13 protein-coding genes are annotated in these 16945 nt (G+C 49.2%); 9 read left to right on the forward strand and 4 right to left on the reverse strand.

Annotated elements, in window-relative coordinates; genetic code table 11:
• Window positions 1-85: 85 nt before the first annotated feature.
• On the forward strand, window positions 86-1003 hold the full coding sequence (nudC, locus tag RYZ26_RS14080; RefSeq protein ID WP_317683863.1) for an NAD(+) diphosphatase: 918 nt from the start codon (window positions 86-88) through the stop codon (window positions 1001-1003).
• On the opposite strand, the gene RYZ26_RS14085 is transcribed toward nudC, so the two are convergent.
• Entirely contained in the window at window positions 1000-1902 is a 903-nt protein-coding gene (locus RYZ26_RS14085; RefSeq protein WP_317683864.1) for a LysR family transcriptional regulator, read from the reverse strand. The two genes, nudC and RYZ26_RS14085, sit on opposite strands and share 4 nt — an antisense overlap.
• 108 nt (window positions 1903-2010) lie before the next feature.
• Here RYZ26_RS14085 and RYZ26_RS14090 point away from each other — a divergent pair, with 108 nt between their 5' ends.
• A complete protein-coding gene (locus tag RYZ26_RS14090) occupies window positions 2011-2955 on the forward strand; it encodes a DMT family transporter (protein ID WP_317683865.1) in 945 nt (314 codons plus the stop codon).
• A gap of 62 nt (window positions 2956-3017) precedes the next feature.
• Here the strand turns inward: RYZ26_RS14090 and RYZ26_RS14095 are convergent, their stop codons facing one another.
• Window positions 3018-4652 carry an electron transfer flavoprotein-ubiquinone oxidoreductase gene (locus tag RYZ26_RS14095; RefSeq protein ID WP_317683866.1) on the reverse strand — a complete coding sequence of 545 codons (1635 nt, stop codon included), beginning with the start codon at window positions 4650-4652 and terminating at the stop codon, window positions 3018-3020.
• A 145-nt stretch (window positions 4653-4797) separates the two neighbouring features.
• Here RYZ26_RS14095 and RYZ26_RS14100 point away from each other — a divergent pair, with 145 nt between their 5' ends.
• From RYZ26_RS14100 to RYZ26_RS14125, 6 genes are all read left to right on the forward strand, one after another.
• On the forward strand, window positions 4798-5655 hold the full coding sequence (locus RYZ26_RS14100) for a uracil-DNA glycosylase (protein WP_317683867.1): 858 nt from the start codon (window positions 4798-4800) through the stop codon (window positions 5653-5655).
• A 150-nt stretch (window positions 5656-5805) separates the two neighbouring features.
• Window positions 5806-7605, forward strand: coding sequence for a lytic transglycosylase domain-containing protein (locus tag RYZ26_RS14105; protein ID WP_317683868.1), 1800 nt, complete (start codon window positions 5806-5808; stop codon window positions 7603-7605).
• Between the two features lie 102 nt (window positions 7606-7707).
• Entirely contained in the window at window positions 7708-8244 is a 537-nt protein-coding gene (moaB, locus tag RYZ26_RS14110; RefSeq protein WP_317683869.1) for a molybdenum cofactor biosynthesis protein B, read from the forward strand.
• 75 nt (window positions 8245-8319) lie between these two features.
• Window positions 8320-10638, forward strand: coding sequence for a hybrid sensor histidine kinase/response regulator (locus RYZ26_RS14115; protein WP_317683870.1), 2319 nt, complete (start codon window positions 8320-8322; stop codon window positions 10636-10638).
• Between the two features lie 16 nt (window positions 10639-10654).
• Window positions 10655-11719: an HD domain-containing phosphohydrolase gene (locus RYZ26_RS14120; protein WP_317683871.1), complete on the forward strand. Its 1065-nt coding sequence runs from the start codon at window positions 10655-10657 to the stop codon at window positions 11717-11719.
• A gap of 14 nt (window positions 11720-11733) precedes the next feature.
• Window positions 11734-12765, forward strand: a complete 1032-nt coding sequence (locus tag RYZ26_RS14125; RefSeq protein ID WP_317683872.1) for a substrate-binding domain-containing protein — start codon at window positions 11734-11736, stop codon at window positions 12763-12765.
• A gap of 4 nt (window positions 12766-12769) precedes the next feature.
• Here RYZ26_RS14125 and RYZ26_RS14130 read toward each other — a convergent pair whose 3' ends face one another.
• On the reverse strand, window positions 12770-13579 hold the full coding sequence (locus RYZ26_RS14130; RefSeq protein ID WP_317683873.1) for a trypsin-like serine peptidase: 810 nt from the start codon (window positions 13577-13579) through the stop codon (window positions 12770-12772).
• Between the two features lie 10 nt (window positions 13580-13589).
• A complete protein-coding gene (locus tag RYZ26_RS14135) occupies window positions 13590-14384 on the reverse strand; it encodes a HesA/MoeB/ThiF family protein (protein ID WP_317683874.1) in 795 nt (264 codons plus the stop codon).
• Window positions 14385-14710: 326 nt separating this feature from the next.
• On the opposite strand from RYZ26_RS14135, the gene RYZ26_RS14140 reads away from it, so the two are divergent.
• Window positions 14711-16855 carry a methyl-accepting chemotaxis protein gene (locus tag RYZ26_RS14140; protein ID WP_317683875.1) on the forward strand — a complete coding sequence of 715 codons (2145 nt, stop codon included), beginning with the start codon at window positions 14711-14713 and terminating at the stop codon, window positions 16853-16855.
• The last annotated feature ends 90 nt before the right edge of the window (window positions 16856-16945 follow it).

Raw genomic sequence — 16945 nt, forward strand, 5'->3', positions numbered from 1 at the left:
GCCCCTAGGTTAACAATCTGGTGGATACTCTATCGTCAGAAAGTTAAGGCTACAATAATTTCTTAGGAAAAAAGGCGTTTTTTGGATGTCATTTGCATCAAGTGAGCTCTATTACTCAACATCTTTGGTTGATCGTCGTTCCATTGATCGGCCAAATGAGGAGAAAGTCCATCAGGCACTGGTGTCGGAATATGCACGATTCGTCATCCTGTCTGAGAGCCGGAACTTGTTTGAAATTGTTGCAGGCAAGTATCTGCCTGTCTTTTTGAACTTTCTGGAAGTACAAGACTATATCGCTGATCATCCTTGGGCCTATCTGGGGCATTATGATGAAAAGCACTTGTTTGTTCTGGATGCAACAGCCCTTAAAGATCAAGTGTTTACTGATGAAATTCGCCCTGAAAGCTGTTTTGAAGATTTAAGACGGGCAGGCCCGTTGCAGCAACGCACCGAAGCGTCGCAACTGGCCTATGGACGCGGGTTGATGTACTGGCATCAACGTCATCAGTTTTGTGGCGTGTGCGGATCACCCACTGCAATGCGCGATGCCGGGCATGTGCGGCACTGTCTCAACCCGGAGTGTGGTGTTGATCATTTTCCCCGAACCGACCCGGCGGTGATTATGCTGATCCATCACGGCGATAAATGTTTGCTCGGTCATCATAACCGATTGAAGGAGGGGATGTATTCCACATTGGCCGGATTCGTTGAGCCGGGGGAAACCCTGGAAGATGCCGTGCGCCGCGAAGTGATGGAAGAAGCAGGCATCAAGGTGGGCAAAGTGACTTATGCAGGATCGCAGCCCTGGCCGTTCCCGACCGCCTTGATGGTTGGCTTTTATGGGGAAGCAGAAACGACAGATATCTCGTTTCTGGATGACGAACTGGAAGATGCCCAATGGTTCAGCCGCGATGAGCTGAGGAATTTCAAGGAAATAGGCAAAAGCCTGCCCAGCCATGACAGTATCGCGCGCAATCTGATTGAAAAATGGCTTGTGGATTAAAGCGGGGTGAACTGCTGGGCGGCTGTTTCTTTGATCACATCGGCCATAGCCTGTGCGGCACGCGTCAGTGGATAATCCTTTGACCAGACGAGGCTGGAAATCCGTTCAATCTTCGGATCAACGAGCGGCAGGGCGATGAGGCGATCCGCTTCGATATGGGATGTGCAGGCTTCATAAGACAAGATGGTGCTGCCAAGCCCGCGACAAACCAGTTCGGTATGAACCACCAGCGATTCAGCTTCCACCACCACATTCAGGGAAGCGCCGATTTTGCTTGCCTGCTTTTCGATCATATCACGCAGGCCATGTTTGGGGCCGGGCAGGATGAAGGGTTCATTGAGTGCTTCCTGCAGTGTGATCTTGTTGCGCCCCTCCCATCGGTTTTCTGGTTTGGTGATAAAGAACAGGTTTTCTGACCAGAGCGGCTGGGCGCGCAATAGCGGACTGACGTTTCCTTCAAACAGAATCCCAATATCCAGACGACCATCCAGCAGACTGTCCTGCAAAGCACCGCTGAGCAACTGGGTGACGCGCAGTTTCACATTTGGATAATCGCTGTGAAACCTCTCCACAATCGGGCCTGCCAAAACGGTGCCGACACTGGGTGGCAGACCTAAGCGAACCTCACCTGTGACTTCCCCTGCAAAGGTGGTCATGTCCATTTTAAGCCGTTCCATTCCTTCGGCCAGAATGCGCGCACGTGGGATCATACGGTGCCCTGCTTCGCTTAAAATCACGCCCCGGCCCGTGCGGATAAATAACGGCACGCCCGTATCTTCTTCCAGCAGGCGGATTTGTCGGCTAAGTGCAGGCTGGGTCACATTCAGCCGTTTTGCAGCTTTGGAAAGAGAGCCTGTTTCGGCCACATGCAGGAAGGTTCGCAGTTGTTTCAGGTCCATGTTGCACCATAGTTATAACAATATTTTATATCTTTTAGAATAATATTGAATTTGGCTTATGTCATGGAAAAGCGTAAGACTGGCCGTAGATTTACTGAAAGTGATCTTATGAGCGACCAACACACATCAGACCCTACAGCGATTATTTTCGTCTTCCTGGCGACGGTTGCGCTGGCCTTTAAAGGGGTATTTGCCAAGTTTGCCTATCTGGCGGACATGAGCGTTGATGCGTTGTTGTTGTTGCGTTTTGGGATTGCAGCGCCGTTGTTCTGGGTTGGTGTTTATGTGCTGGCACGAAAATCCGCGTCTCTGAGCTGGGCACAATGGAAGGCCTGCAGCTTTGCTGGTCTGATGTTTTTCTTTGCGACCTATTGTGATTTTACCGCCATTTCCAAAATCGGTGTCAGTGTATCGCGTTTGATCCTCTTTACCTTCCCCATGATCGTGATGCTGATTAATGCGGTTTTATCCAAACGTATGCCGAGCTTGCATCAATGGATCGTGTTTGCGGTGACTTACTTTGGTATCCTGCTGGTCATGGCACCAACCGGGATGGACGCACTGGACGGGTTTGACTGGAATGGCGCGGCCTGGGCCTTAGGGTCAGCGGTAACCTATGCGGTCTATCTGGTGAGTTCCCAAGAGATCATGAAGTCTATCGGATCGGTGCGTTTTACCGCAGCATCCGGTACCATCACCCTGGCAGTCATGCTGGCGGTGATCCCCATCAGTGCCGCATCCGGCAGTCTGATCTTTCCGACAGATGGTGTGTTCTGGGGGGCACTGATTGCTATTTTCTGCACCGTCTTGCCGTTCTTTATGTTGTTTGAAGGGATCAAACGCTGCGGGGCAACGCAGGCCAGCCTGATCACCTTGTCCGGTCCGATCCTGACGGTGATTGCCGCCTGGTTGATCCTGGATGAAACTTTAAGCTCTATTCAGATTGTCGGTGCGGTGATTACAATCGCGGGTGTCAGCAGTCTGAAAGCAGCCTGGCTGGTCAATTCAATACGTAAAATCTTTTCCAGGGAAAAGATGCTGAAATCCTTCTAGGCTTACAGAGAAAAAGCCGGATGAAAAACATCCGGCCTTTTAAAGGTAATCTATTGTTATGATTACATGTTTGGATAGTTCGGGCCACCCATGCCTTCTGGTGTTGTCCAGTTGATGTTCTGGGTTGGATCCTTGATATCACAGGTTTTGCAGTGCAGGCAGTTGGCGAAGTTGATTTGTAGTTTAACATCATCACCTTCGCCGACATATTCATAAACACCAGCTGGGCAGAATCGGACTTCGGGGCCAGCATATTTTGCCCAGTTGGTCGAAACTGGAACACTGTCATCCAGAAGTTTCAAATGGCACGGCTGGCTTTCTTCATGTGCTGTGTTTGAAATAAACACAGAAGACAGTTTATCAAAGCTGATCTTGCCATCCGGTTTGGGATAGTCGATCTTTGGCTGACTGGCCGCTGGTTTCAGTGCATCGTGATCTGTGTGCGGATATTTCAGCGTCCATGGTTCACGTCCACCTGTCAGATAGGTCGTGAAACCGGAATACATCAGACCACCGAAGAAACCCCATTTAGCAAAGCTTGGGCGGATGTTGCGCACTTTGTAAAGTTCATCCCAGATGTAAGATGCTTTGATGTTGGCGCTATATTGTGTTGGTTCAACCGGCGCGTCTTCCTGCATACAGAGATCGAAGATGGCGTTGGCCGCTTCGATACCGGATTGCATGGCGTTGTGTGTCCCTTTGATTTTCGGAACGTTCAGGAAGCCAGCCCCACAGCCTGTCAGACAGCCGCCCGGGAAAGTCAGTTTTGGCAGAGACTGGAACCCGCCTTCGGCCAGTGCACGTGCACCGTAAGACACACGACGACCGCCTTCAAAGGTTTTGCGAATTTCAGGATGTGTCTTGAAACGCTGGAATTCATCAAACGGGGACAGGTGTGGGTTTTGGTAATCCAGACCCACAACAAAACCAACGGCAACCTGATTGTTGTCCAGGTGATACAGGAAAGATCCGCCGTATGTTTTTGTGTCCAGTGGCCAGCCTGTGGTGTGGATGATCTTGCCTTCGGAATGCTTTTCAGGTTCGATTTCCCACAGCTCTTTAATGCCGATCCCATAAGTCTGGTGGTCTGCATCTTTTCGCAGGTCAAACTTTTCCATCAGTTCTTTGGTCAGGGACCCGCGCACACCTTCTGAGAAGATGGTGTATTTGGCGTGCAGTTCCACACCGGGTTCAAAGTTCGGACCTTCGGAGCCATCTTTTTCACGACCCATGTCCCCTGTCGCGATCCCTTTAACGGAACCATCTTCGCGATAGAGCACTTCGCAAGCCGCAAAGCCGGGGTAGACTTCCACGCCCATTTCTTCGGCCTGTTCACCCAGCCAGCGACAGACGTTACCCAACGACACAATATAGTTACCTTTGTTGTGCATCTGTGGCGGGGTTGGCAGTTTTCTGGACCCGGTTTCTGTCAGGAAAAGGAAGCTGTCTTCTTTGGCTTCAACGGTCAGCGGTGCGCCCTTCTCTTTCCAGTCCGGGAAGAGTTTGCTTAGAGGACCTGTTTCAATGACAGCACCGGACAGGATATGGGCGCCGATTTCGGATCCTTTTTCCACGACACAGACAGTTAGTTCTTTTTCATTTTCCTGTGCGAGTTGGCTTAGCTTGATGGCCGCAGACAGACCAGATGGTCCACCCCCTACGATCACCACATCAAATTCCATGGATTCACGTTCCATAGTCCGGCTTCCTTCCTAAATATTTCCAGTAGTATTGTTCATGTTGCGAACATTATTATCACTTTTATGCGTCGCAACATAGAAAAAATGCACAAACTTGTGAACCTTTCTGTTCAAATAAAACGAACTTTGCTAGTTATTCAGCATGAATGAGCAGTCAAACACCACTTATAACGATCCTTTTGACCCCGTCGCCCTGCTGAAATGGTATGTGGAGATGGGCGTGGACGAATGTATCACGGACGAATCCATCGACCGTTACGCCCTATCTGCAGAAATGCTGGCGAAAAAACAAGCTGCCCAATCCGCACCCGCTCCGCAAGGCAAGCCGATGGGGCAGCAGCAAGCCGCACCTCAGCCTCAGCAGGTTAAGGCCACCGATGAAATGGTGCAGCAGGCCGTATCCATGGCGGGCAAGGCGGAAAATATCGATCAGTTAAAAGAAGCCGTTATGGCCTTTGAAGGCTGCCATCTCAAAAAGACGGCGATGAACACGGTCTTTTCCGATGGTAATCCAAAGGCTGAGATCATGTTTATCGGCGAAGCTCCGGGCACAGAAGAAGACCGTGTGGGCACACCTTTTGTCGGGCCGAACGGGGAATTGCTGGATAAGATGTTGCAGTCCTGCGGGCTGGAAAAAGAAATTGGCGATCGATCCAATGTCTATCTGACCAACGTCCTGTTTTGGCGACCACCAGGCAACCGTCCGCCGACCTTAAGTGAGATTGCGGTCTGTCTACCGTTTGTGGAACGTCACATTGAATTGGTGGATCCGAAAGTCGTCGTCTTGTTGGGGGGCGCAGCGGCCAAAGCGGTGTTGGGCCATCACGAAGGGATATCACGTTTGCGCGGGCGCTGGTTTGATCATGCATCGCCCAAGTTGTCTCGCCCGGTGCAGGCAACGGCGCTGTTTCATCCTGCTTATTTGTTACGTTCGCCTGCACAAAAAAGACGGGCCTGGGGGGATTTGTTAAAGATCGTTGAAAAACTTCAATCTTTATAAAAGCCGCAGATTCTTGCGGTTTTTGTAAAAATGTATTACTTTGTTGCAGTTGCGTTGTAAAAACTGAACAGCCTTTTGAATCAGATCCTTAGGGCTGTTTTTTAATTTAACGCTATATATAGTGTATGAAGATAGATTTGCTTAATAGATATGGTATTTGACTTTACGAAATGGATAGCGGCTTTTGCCTTGGGGGCTATCCTGATCAGCACGACACCGTCGGTTGCAGATGATGTCCAACTGGCCTCTTTGCCGGATGGGGGTGAACTGTCACTGGACCTGCCAGAAGTGCTGGATGACAAGAACCTCGCGCTCTATAAGCAGATTTTCGAGGTGCAGGAACGTGGTCGCTGGAAAAAGGCGGATAAGCTGATCAAGCAACTGACAGACCAGACCTTGATGGGCCATGTGCAGGCGCAACGCTATCTTCATCCGACCAAATACCGTTCACGCTATAAAGAACTACGCCGCTGGTTGGTGAAATATCACGACCACCCGCAGGCCAAACGCATCTATGATCTGGCGAAGAAACGCCGCCCGAAAAATGCCCTTAACCCGAAGCGCCCCTCTGGGCAATATCTCAGTGGGTCGGGCTATGATGCAACGGGGCACGCCTCCAAGGTCTATGCACCGCGCAAACGTTTAAGCAAAGCCAAGGCACGCAAGGCGGCTGGCTATACCCGCAAGATGCGCTACTACACCCGCAAGGGCTGGACCAAATCGGTCAAACGCTTGCTGCGTACAAAAGAAGTGCATCAACTTTTGCATCGTGGACAAATAGATCAGGCACGTACTTGGCTGGCGGCTGGTTATTATGCCGATGGGCGTGACCAATGGGCCTATGACTGGGCACAAAAAGCGGTCAAGCGATCTGGCAAATATATCCCGACGGCACATTGGGTCGCGGGTCTTGCATCCTGGCGCATGGGCAAACGCGAACAGGCGGCCCATCATTTTAAACATGTGACAGAATCAAAATATTCATCTGACTGGATGGTGTCAGCAGGTTCTTACTGGGCCGCACGGGCTTACTTGCTGGAGCGTAAACCTGAACAGGTGAATTACTGGCTGGCGAAGGCTGCCGAACATCCGCGCACTTTTTATGGGTTGCTGGCAAACCGCGCGCTGGGGTATGAGGCTGTCTTTGACTGGACCTATCCTGAAATTGATGCAGATGAACTGGCTGACCTGACCACCCATAAACCGGGTCGTCGTGCGCTTGCCTTGTTGCAGTTGGGGCAGGATGAAACGGCTGAAAAAGAATTCCGCAAAGCCTACAGCAAGGCAGATGTGGACGGGCGCAAAGCTATGTTGGCCATTGCCATGCGCAGCAATATGCCGTCTTTCAGCATGCGATTGGCATCACAATTGGCGCGTTCTGGCGTGGATGTGCCGGACGGCGCGCTTTATCCACTGCCGAAATGGCAGCCAAAAGCTGGTTTTAAGGTGGACCGGGCTTTGATCTTTGCCTTGATGCGTCAGGAGTCAGGTTTTAACCCCAAGGCAAAATCTTATGCTGGGGCCAAAGGGCTGATGCAACTGATGCCGGGTACCGCAAGTTTTGTGGCGCGCGATCGTCGTATGCGTTGGAGTAAAAAACTGTTTGAGCCGGAAACCAATATTCATCTTGGTCAGAATTACATCAATATGCTGTTGGAAGAAAAGTACATCGGTGGTGATCTTTTTCATCTGACCGCCGCCTGGAATGGTGGGCCGGGGAATCTGAATAAATGGAAGCGTGGGGTCAAACATGAAGATGATCCACTTTTGTTTATCGAAAGTATTCCATCGCGTGAAACCCGGATTTTCATTGAACGGGTGCTGACAAATTTCTGGGTCTATCGTGACCGGATGGGACAGGAAGCGCCAACACTTGACGCCATCGCGTCCGGAACCTGGCCGATGTATGAAAGTCAGGACAAACATTCTGTCGAACTGGCAAAAAATTAAGCTCCATTGATTGGGCAGACTAAAGGGTGATTGACCATCCTCAATTTCTGTTCCATCTAATGTGTCTAGGTTTGCCTGACTGTTTATATAAGAGGAAGTTTCATGTCCAAGATCGAAGGGGAACGCGAGTTCCAGTCTCTGAATATCGCTATTATCACTGTGTCTGATACCCGCACCTTTGAAAATGACAAGTCGGGCGATACGCTGGTCGGTCGTATTGAAGGGGCAGGGCACAAAGTTTATGAACGTCTGATCCTGAAGGATGAGGCCGATGCCATCGCAGACCAACTGCGCGCCTGGGCGGATAATTCAGAAGTGGACGTTGTCATCACGACAGGTGGCACAGGTGTGACCGGTCGTGATGTAACGCCGGAAGCTTTCAAGCAGGTGATCGAAAAAGAAATTCCGGGCTTTGGTGAAATTTTCCGCATGCTGTCTTATCAGAAAATCAAAGCTTCCACCATTCAGTCACGTGCGATGGCGGGTGTGGTGAATGCGACATATATGTTTGCTTTGCCCGGTTCCAGCGGGGCGGTGAAAGACGCTTGGGATGACATCCTGGAGCATCAGCTGGATGCACGCACACGTCCGTGTAACTTTGTTGAACTGATGCCACGTTTGAACGAACATTTACGTTAATTTCTAGTGCTTCGCTGTATTATTTTGAAATATTCAAGTTCTTGCAATTAAGCAGGAAATTCATGATGATAGGGTATGTCAGTACATCGTCATGAAAGTAATGCGGGTGGCAAATCCCCATTGGGGGAAGATATGTCAAAGCTGCAGGCCATTTTGGAAAAAGGGCCTGCCATTCTGTATCATTGCCAATCTTACTGGGAATTTGATTTTATCAGTCCCAACGTAACTGATCTTCTTGGCTGGTCTCAGCAGGATTTGATGGATCGTGCCTTTTTTATGGGAGAGATCGTTCATCCTGATGATGTGGAACGTGTCCGCCTGGAAATCCCGAAACTATTTGAAACAGATCAGCATGTGCTGGAATATCGCCTGCGCACCAAGGCTGGGGACTATATCTGGATTCGGGATGAAGTGCGTCATATTGTGGGCGTGGAAGAATGTTCAGAAGGGTTCGTCGGTCAAATTAGTGATAATGCCAAACGTAAGGCGGCTGCCCTGTCGCTGACGGAAAGTGAACTGAAGTACCGGGCAATCTTTGAAACTGTGCTTGAAGGGGTCATCACCATTGACTGGCGCGGGATCATTCAGGATGTCAACCACGCAGCTGTGGAAATTTTTGGCTATAGCCCAGAAGAGATTATTGGCAAAAATGTATCGGTTTTAATGCCCAAACCGTATGCTCAGGAACATGATGGTTATTTGGCAAATTACCATAAGACACATCGCACAAAAGTGATCGGGGTTGGGCGATCGGTCAGTGGAAAGCGTAAAAATGGGGAGGTGTTTGACATGCACCTTTCTGTCAGCGAACTGGACCTGCCAACGGGGAAATGTTTTGTCGGTTGTGTGCGCGATACATCTATGCGCACCCAGGCAGAGCAGGCCCTTCGTACCAGTCAAGAACGTCTGCGCATGAGCCAACAAGTCGGCAAGATCGGCACCTGGGACTGGCATTTGGTGGATGACGTCCTTTATTGGTCCGATCAGGTGCCTCCCTTGTTGGGCTTAGCCGTCAATCAATCGGAAGTGCGCGGTGAACGGCTGGTGGACTGGGTCCATCCCGATGATCTGGCGCGTGTAAAAGCAGCTGTTCATGACTGTATTAAGAATGGCACTGAATTTAAGCAGGAACATCGCGTGCGCTGGCCGGATGGCACGGTACGCTGGGTTCTTGAACATGGCAATATCATTCAGGACGACGCAGGCCAACCTGTTAGAATGATTGGTGTTATTCTGGATATGACAGAAACCAAAACCCGTGAAGACGAATTGCGGGTGGCACGTGAAAATGCGGATCAGGCAAATAAAGCCAAGTCAGAGTTTTTATCAAAAATGAGCCACGAATTACGCACGCCCTTAAATGCGATATTGGGGTTTGCGCAATTATTGGGTATCAGCCGCAAACATGCTTTGTCAGATCGACAGCAGACGCAGGTCGATCAGATCGTTCAGGCCGGGCATCATCTGCTGGAATTGATCAACGAAATTCTGGACCTTTCCCGTATCGAAGCGGGACGTTTGAACCTGAATTTGGAAAATATCTCTTTGCAATCCGTTGTAGATGACTGTCTGCCGCTGGTGGAAACGTTGGCACGGGAACAAAAGGTTCATCTGAATTGTGAAGGCGATATGGAGGTGCAGCTTTGTGTGGACCGTACCCGTCTGAAGCAGGTTTTGCTGAACCTGCTTTCCAATGCCATCAAATATAACAAAGAGGACGGACATGTCTGGCTGGACGTTCGTCGGAAAGGTCAGGGCGTGATCCGGATTTCCGTGCGTGATGACGGGATCGGTATTGGAGAAGAATATCAGGATGAATTGTTTAAACCGTTTCATCGCCTGGGCGCAGAAGTGGGTGATGTTGAAGGTACCGGGGTCGGCCTGACCCTGACCAAGCAACTGGTTGAAATTATGGGCGGGATCATCGACTTTGAAAGCCAGCAGGGACATGGTTCGCGGTTCTGGATTGAACTGCATGTGGCAGATGGTGCTGTTGAGGAACCCATGATTGCTGAAAATTTCGCCCTAAAGGAACAGAAAAAATTGCTCTATCTCAATGATCATTCTGATAATGTGGATATGATGTCACAACTTGTCCGGATGGTGGATGGGGTGGAGCTTGTGTTGAAAAAAGAATGGCTGAACTGGAAAGCCGTACTGGAAGAAATTGAACCGGATGTTCTGGTTCTGGATGTGCGAATGGATCGTTTGGACAATTTATCTGTCGTCCAATCCATAAAAGAAGATGAAAAATACAAAAAAATCCCAATTTTGGGGGTAAGCAGTGAAACAGATCAGGGAGTCGTCATGAAGGCTGAAGAGGCTGGGGTTGATGAATGTTTTATAAAACCTTTGAATCTCTCTTCATTTGTTGAAAAACTGAAAGCCTTGTAAGACGGAAAGAAAAATAATGGTCAAAGATTTACGTCAGTCTAAAATTCTGGTGGTGGATGATAAACCGGCAAATGTGTTGTTGCTGGAACAGTTTCTGGAAGAAGAAGGCTATGAAAATGTCATCTCAACCACGGACTCACGCGAAGTTGTTAATCTGTATGTGACTGAAAAAGTCGATATGATCCTGCTGGATATCCGTATGCCTTATATGGACGGTATCCAGGTTATGGAAGCTTTGAAAGAAGTTATCGGGCCAGATGACTATCTGCCGATTCTGGTGCTGACGGCACAAACGGATATGGAAACCCGCCAGAAAGCCTTGGCAATGGGGGCACGTGACTTTTTGACTAAACCGTTTCAGCCTTGGGAAGTTTTTCAACGTATCCACAACCTGCTGGAAACCCGCTGTTTCTATATGTCGCAGCGCAGCCGGGCCAATATTCTGGCTGATGAAGTTTTTAAACGCACACAGGAAATTCAGGAAACCCAGCTGGAAGTGGTGCGCCGTCTGGGGCGCGCGGGCGAATATCGCGATAACGAAACCGGTGCCCATGTGGTACGGATGAGTAAAAGCTGTGAGCTGCTGGCGCTAAAAGCCGGGCAGGATCGGTTGTTTGCGGAACTGATCTTACAAGCCAGCCCCATGCATGACGTGGGCAAGATTGGTATTCCGGATAATATTCTTTTGAAACCCGGGCGTCTGACGCCAGAGGAACGGGGGGTGATGGAAACCCATGTGGAAATCGGGGTGGATATTATTGGTAAGTTTGATAGCCCGATGTTGGGGATGGCGCGTCAAATCGCAGCCACGCACCATGAAAAATGGGACGGTTCGGGTTATCCAAAGAAATTAAAAGGCGAAGATATTCCTTTGGCGGGACGAATTGCCGCCATTTGTGATGTTTTTGATGCGCTGACGTCCGAACGTCCCTATAAAGAGGCTTGGCCGCTGGAAAAAGCTGTCAATTTCCTTCAGGATAATGCAGGATCACATTTCGATCCTACTCTCATTAAATTATTTATTGAAATCATTCCTGATGTTGTTGCCTTGCGTGAAAAACATCCGGATGAGGAAGAATAAGGACATCCCCCCAGATGAATTTTAAAGCTGTTATGCTGGCATGTGTCGTTGCGGTTGGTTTTACGTCGGCGCAGTCTGTGCAGGCCAATGATGAATTTCGTCATACGATCCGTATTGTCGGGTCTTCTACAGTCTTTCCGTTCGCAGCCTTTGTCGCAGAAAAATTTTATCGCAAAAATGGTCAGCAGTCCCCGGTTGTGGAATCCACCGGTTCCGGTGGCGGGATCAAGATGTTTTGCGGCGGCGTCGGGACCAATCATCCTGACATTGTTAATGCATCACGCCGCATGAAGGTGTCTGAACTGCGCCTGTGTGCTAACAACAATGTTAGCGCGATCACTGAAGTGATGATCGGCTGGGATGGGATCGTTTTGGCGACAGCGAAAAACGGCAAAACCTTTAATGTGACCCGCAGACAGCTTTGGAAAGCCTTGGCCAAACGTCTTCCATTTGATGGTCAGCTGGTGGAAAATCCGCATAAGCTTTGGTCTCATGTGGATAGTGATCTGCCCGATAGCCCAATCCAGGTCTTTGGTCCGCCTCCAACATCAGGCACGCGCGATGTATTTGTGGAAGAAGTCATGGCAAAGGGGTGTCGCGGCTCTGACTATATTGAAAATCTGGATGAAGAAAAACGCAAAGTTATCTGCGGTGAAATGCGCGAAGACGGTGTCTATGTGGAAGCTGGTGAAGATGACGACCTGATCGTGCGCCGTCTCAACAACAATCCAAAAGCCGTCGGGATCATGGGCTATAATGCGGTGGAACGCCGTTCTGCCTATATCAAGGCGATGAGTATTGATGGGATCGAAGCTACCTTTGAATCCATTCAGGACGGGGTGTATCCATTGGCGCGTCCCTTGTTCCTGTATGTGAAGGATGAGCATCTGCAAATCCTGCCCAGTATCAAGGTTTTTCTGGCCGAATTTACCAGCGAGACGGCGATTGGTGACGAAGGTTATTTGGTCGATAAAGGTCTGATCCCGTTGTTGGACAGTAAAGGTCTGTCGGTCAAGGCCCAGGTGACCAAACTACAGACACAGTAAATCGTCAGGATTTCTGTTTCGGTGGATGTGCTTTCTGGGCTTGTTCCCACAGGCCCAGCTTTTTAAGATGTTTCGCGATGGCAGAGCCTGCAACGGCAATCCCTTCTGAGGTGCCTTTTTTAGTGGTGGCGACGTGAATATAGGCAATTTTGATCTCCCCATTTTCTGCTTTATAGAAAATGGGTGAGCCTGAATCACCGCTGACCGCATCACAGGTATGAACGATGATGTTGAGCATCCGGTTGTAGGATTTCATCGGGCATTTTTGGTTTACACTCAGGATATGGGCTTTGTCCTGGCTATATCCAGCCTGCACAAAATTGGTCTTTTGCTGGATTAATTTTTTAAAAAGGGTCTTGCCCACGGGGGCAAGAGCAATGGTTCCTACCAGTTTGCTCATATCCTTATCGACTTCGATTAGGACCCAGTCCTTGGCGGCCACGGATAGAGTTGTGCCTCTTTTGGGGTTGTAGGTGGGGGAGAGGTGAAACTTTACCCCTTTGGCGTGATCAATAAAGCTGCCACGACGATACCCGGCCAGAAAGTGAATAGTGTGTGGTTTTAAAAAAACTTTGCGTTTTTTGTTCCAGACACAGTGCGCGGCAGTCAATACCAGTTTTGGTGCAATCAGCGTACCGGTGCAAAATCCGCCGATTTCTTTGTTGATCCGACCGATGGCGCTCCAGGGGTATTTGTATTTTTCAATCAGGATGCGGTCATCTTTACCCTTAATGCCGCGAAGTTTTGGTTTATCGACGGCTGAAGCTGTGCTGATGGAAAAGGCAAGAAGGACAAGAGCTAGAAAAAATCGCACGATAAAATACCTAAGTATGTGAAGACAGGTCAGTAATGGTCGGCTTATCACCGCACAAAGGGCATCCCGCATCGCGTTTGACTTTCACGTTGCGAAATTCATTGTGAAGCGCATCATAGATCATAAGTGTACCGGACATGGATTGTCCAACACCCATTACTTCTTTTAAGACTTCGGTTGCCTGCAAAGACCCCATGGTCCCGCAGATAGCCCCCAACACACCAGCTTCGGAACAGGTCGGCACCTGGCCTTCTGGCGGGGCTTCGCGGAAGATGCAGCGATAGCACGGCTTGTCATCGCCTTCTTCATGAGCCTTATAGGTGGAAAGCTGACCGTCAAAACGCAGAATAGCGGCGGAGACCAATGTCTTTTTTGCAAGATAACAGGCATCGTTCAGCAAAAAGCGCGTGGCAAAGTTATCCGTGCCGTCAGCCACCACATCATAATCCTTGATAATGTCCATGATATTGTCAGCATTCAGGCGGGTCTGATAGGTGGTGATGTCCAGATGCGGGTTAATCCCCAAAAGCCGTTCTTTAGCGCTTTCTACCTTGGGCACATCAATGGTTTGTGTGGTATGGATGATCTGGCGCTGCAGATTGGACAGGTCCACCACATCGTCATCTATGATGCCAATTTTTCCGATCCCGGCGGCTGCCAGATACATTAGAACCGGGGCACCTAATCCGCCTGCACCGACTACGAGAACACGCGCGTTCAAAAGTTTTGCCTGACCATCACCGCCAACTTCGGGCAGCAGGATGTGGCGCGCGTAACGGTTGAGTTGTTCTTCTGTGAAATCCATTGGTCTGACCCTGTTTATTCGATTGCATTCTTGTCCCACAGTGGGCGGGTTTCTGCAAGTTATCAAGCTGGAAAAAAGTCTAGGTCTTGTTTTATCCGTAATAATCCTTAAGTGTGAATACAGTTTTATTAATTGGGTGGTTTAATTAATTTGCTAGTCTCAATTGTTTGCGATAAGAACAATAAATGTGCCTAAAAATTGAACTATTGCATAAATATTACAAGCTATTATGCCAAAGGTAAGATTTTTGGAATAGGATAAAAAATAAATACGCTGTGCTGTCATATAATTTGCATAAAAATTAAGCAAAGGTGGTGGATAACGAGATGCTGAGAAACATTGAAATTGCAAAAAAGCTGCCCATTGTTATGGTGGCGCTGATGGTTATGACTGGGGTTTTGCTCAGTTCCATCATTCTATTTAAAGTTAATTCCGGGTTTGATGAGGCTGCAAAAAGCAAGTTGGTCTCGATGGTTGCGGCTCGCAAATCGGAATTGTCCAATTACCTGAATATCATCCGCAGTGATCTGAAGGTTCAGTCCCATAACCCCGTGGTGGCTGAAGCGCTGGATGAATTTCAGGCGGCCTGGGCGTTGGTGGAAGGTGACAAGCTTTTAAGTCTGCAAAAAACCTATATCACTGACAACCTCAACCCGCTGGGTGAAAAACACAAGCTGACGGCAGGTGATACGGGTTCGGCTTATGATAAGGCCCATAAAAGGTTCCATCCTTATTTTCGCACACTTTTGGAAGAACGTGCTTACTACGATATTTTCCTGATCGATAAGGAAGGCAACGTAATTTATAGCGTCTTTAAGGAACTGGATTACGCAACCAACCTGAATACGGGGAAATGGGCTGATACGGATCTTGCCAACGTCTATAAAGATGTGATGAAGAACGCCAAGCTGGATTACACTACCTTTAAAGATTTCCGCCCCTATGCACCAAGTTATGATGCGCCAGCGAGTTTCCTTGGCATGCCTGTCTTTGATGATGCAGGTGGCTTCCATGGTGTCCTGATTTATCAAATGCCAATTGGCGAGATCAACCGCATCATGCAGGCTGCAGAAGGTATGGGCGAAAGTGGGGAAACCTATATCGTTGGTAAAGACAATATGATGCGCAGTGATTCGCGTTTTTCTGAAGAAAGCACTATTTTGAAAACCAAGGTCACCGGGGCAACTGTTGATGGCGCACTGGATGGCAAGACAGGTGTGGAAGTCGTAGCTGATTATCGTAACATTGATGTGGTTTCTGCCTATACGCCGCTGGATTTTCTTTCCACCCGCTGGGCTATTCTGGCAGAGGTTGATCTGTCTGAAGCCATGCAGACATCAAACAGTGTGCGCAACATCAGTATCGTGATCGTACTTGTGGTATCTGTCATTGGGGTCGGGATTGCCTTGATGTTTGCCAAGTCCATTACTGCGCCCATGAAACGCATCATCGCAGCCATGGATGTGCTGGCAACGGGCGATACCACGGTCGAAATTCCCCATAATGATTATGGTGACGAGATCGGAACCATTGCACGTTCTTTGCAGGTCTTTAAAGAAAACAGGATCAAGGCAGATGATCTGCAGGCCCGCCAAATCGCGCGACAGGAAGAACGGGCAAAACGGGTCGAAGTCGTTGACAGTCTGATCAATGTGTTCCGCGATGAAGTGACTGAAGCCTTGGATGTGATGAAAGATCAGGCCACCGGGCTTGAACAGAATTCACAGGCCATGTCAGCAACATGTGAACAAACGTCCAAACAGGCAACAGCTGTTGCCGCAGCGTCTGATCAGGCAGCCGCCAATGTGGAAACGGTTGCCGGGGCGGCAGAAGAACTTTCTGCCTCTGTTTCTGAGATTAATGTTCAGATCGATGAGAGTTCGCGTATTACAGAAGAAGCCCGTAACAAGGTCGAAGATGCCAATGAACTGGTTAACAGTTTGAACGAGACCGTGTCGCGCATTGGCGAAGTGGTTAAGCTGATCAATGATATTGCTGAACAAACCAACCTTCTGGCTTTGAACGCCACCATCGAAGCGGCGCGTGCAGGCGATGCCGGCAAAGGCTTTGCGGTTGTGGCATCTGAAGTGAAAAACCTTGCCAACCAGACAGGCCGGGCCACCGAAGAAATCTCTGCCCAGATTAATGCGGTTCAGGCGCGCACCAGCGATGCGGTTTCTGCCATTCATGAAATTTCAGATGTGGTGAACCGCGTCAGTGCGATTTCCGGTTCCATCGTGACCGCACTGGAAGAACAAAGCGCGGCAACCATGGAGATTTCGCGCAATGTGCAGGAAGCCTCACGTGGTACACATGAGGTTTCATCCAACATCACCGGGGTCAGTCAGGCAGCAGATGATGCCGGGCATTCCGCAAGCGATGTTCTTGATTCAGCCAAAAAAGTGAATGAACAGACCATCACGCTGCGCGAAAAAGTGGATGTGTTCCTGACCAACGTGCAGGCGGCTTAAGAACCGCTTTCTCGTTTCTCAGTATAAAAAAGCCCTTCAGCCAGTTTGGCCGAAGGGCTTTTTAGTCTTCGCTTTTTATTGACGCGTAGG

This window comes from Terasakiella sediminum (genome assembly GCF_033100395.1).
Lineage (GTDB): Bacteria > Pseudomonadota > Alphaproteobacteria > Rhodospirillales > Terasakiellaceae > Terasakiella.